2 protein-coding genes are annotated in these 2,229 nt (G+C 76.0%); both read right to left on the reverse strand.

What is annotated here, in order from left to right:
- Window positions 1-932 (reverse strand): FAD-dependent oxidoreductase (locus L0B03_RS16905; RefSeq protein WP_250448035.1); only part of this gene is annotated, 932 nt, incomplete at its 3' end.
- Window positions 929-2,229 (reverse strand): molybdopterin oxidoreductase family protein (locus L0B03_RS16910; protein WP_250448037.1); only part of this gene is annotated, 1,301 nt, incomplete at its 5' end. The genes L0B03_RS16910 and L0B03_RS16905, both read right to left, overlap by 4 nt.

Consider the following 2,229-nt stretch of genomic DNA (forward strand, 5'->3'; position numbering starts at 1 on the left):
CGGGTGGCGAGGCGCCGGGCCTGGTCCCACCCCTGGGCGATCAACCCGGTCGCCCCCTCGGGCGGCTCGGCGCAGTCACCCACCGCGAAGATCCGGGCGTCCGAGGTCGAGCCGGCCGTGTCGACCAGCACCCCGCGGTCGGTCGCCAGGCCAGCAGCCCCCGCGAGTCCGGTCTCAGGGACGGTGCCCGCGGTGAGGACGAGCAGCCCGGCCGGGAGGACGTCGCCGTTCGCGATCCGCACGCCGGTGACGCGACCGTCGCGGACGACGACCTCCTCGGCCCGCGTCCCGGTGCGTTGGTCGACGCCGAGGCGCCTCAAGGTCTGGCCGACGGCGGCAGCGGCGGCGGCGTCGAGCTGACGGTCCATCAGGTGGTCGCCACCGTGCACGACGGTGACCTCGAGACCACGGCGCGCGAGCCCGCACGCCGCCTCGAGCCCCAGGACCCCTCCGCCGAGCACCACGGCCCGGGGGCCGTTGACCGTCGCGGCGACGATCTCGCGGGCGTCGTCCAAGGACCGCAGGGCGTGCACCCCGGCAGGCAGGCAAGGGTGCTGCTCGCCCCCGAGAGCAGCGCCTCCTAGCCCAGGCACGGCGGGCACCCTGGCCCTGGCACCGGTGGCCAGCACGAGCAGGTCGTAGGGCACCGCTCCCTGGTCGGTCACCACGTGCCGTCGTCGACGATCGACGCTGAGCGCTTCGCGCCCACGGTGCACCTGGACCCCGGGGAGGGGCGGGCTCGGCAGGGTCAGGGAGGCGACGTCGACCTTGCCCGCGACGACCTCGCTGAGCAGGACCCGGTTGTAGGGCTCGTACTCCTCGGCGCCGAGCACGGTGACGGTGAGGTCGGCGGCGGCCGGGAGGCGACGGTGCAGGTCCTCGACGAAGCGCGACCCGACCATCCCGTGGCCCACGACCACGACCCGGGTCACCGAGCGCCCCCCGCGGCACGAACGTCGACGGCGCAGACCTTGAACTCGGGCATCCCCGAGATGGGGTCGACGGCGTCGGAGGTGACGCGGTTGGCGCTGCCCTCGCCGGGCCAGTGGAAGGGCATGAAGACCGCGTCGGGGCGTGCGGTGGCCGTCACGTGGGCGACGGCGACGGCCGTGCCCCGGCTGGAGGTGACCTCGACCATCTCGCCGTCGGCCACACCGATCCGGTCGGCGAGGAGCGGGTGCAGCTCCGCGAAGGGCTCGGGCTGGGCTGCGGCGAGGGTCGGGACCCGACGGGTCTGCGCCCCGGACTGGTAGTGCTGCAGGACCCGGCCGGTGATGAGGTAGACGGGGGCGTCGGCCCGTAGGTCGTCGGCGGGGCCGTGGTGGTCCACGGGCACCATCCGGGCCCGGCCGTCCGCGGTCGGGAAGGTGTCGAGGAACAACCGGGGCGTGCCCGGGTGGGGCACCGCCCCCTCGGGCACGGCCGGGCAGGGCCAGTGCAGGCCGGTGCTCGGGTCCTGGGCCTCTGCCTCGTCGAGCCGGGCGTGGCTCAGGCCGCTGTAGTCCGCCGGGCCACCCGCGCTGGCGCGGGCGAGCTCGTCGAAGACCTCGTGCGGCGCGGTCGGGAACCCGCGGTGCACGCCGAGGCGGGCGGCGAGGTCGTGCAGCAGCTCGAGCTCGGAGCGCACGCCGGGTGGCGGGTCCAGCGCCCGACGGCGTCGCAGCACCCGGCCCTCGAGGGAGGTCATCGTGCCCTCCTCCTCGGCCCACTGGGTCACCGGCAGCACGACGTGGGCCAGGTGGGTGGTCTCCGAGGGCACCAGGTCGCAGACCACCAGGAGCTCGAGGCCGGCGAGACGGTCACGCACGCGGTCGGCGTCCGGGGCCGAGACCACGAGGTTGCTGCCGTGCACCAGCAGGGCACGGGGCCCCTCGGGGGTGCCGCACCGACGCAGCAGCTCGATCGCAGGCACCCCCGGTCCGGGCAGGCTCGCTGGGTCCACGTCCCACACCGCCGCGACGTGCTCGCGTGCCGCGGGGTCGTCGATGCGCCGGTAGCCGGGCAGCTGGTCCGCCTTCTGACCGTGCTCGCGGCCGCCCTGACCGTTGCCCTGCCCGGTGACGGCGCCGTACCCGCTGCCCTGCCGCCCGGGCAGGCCCAGGGCGAGGGACAGGTTGATCGCGGCGCTCACCGTCGCCGTCCCCTGGCTGCTCTGCTCGACCCCTCGACCGGTGAGCACGTACGCGCCCGAGCCGCCCCGGCCCGGTGCTGCGGCGGCGAGCCGGCGGG

Origin of the sequence: Actinotalea sp. C106 (assembly GCF_023630195.1) — a bacterium.
GTDB lineage: Bacteria > Actinomycetota > Actinomycetes > Actinomycetales > Cellulomonadaceae > Actinotalea.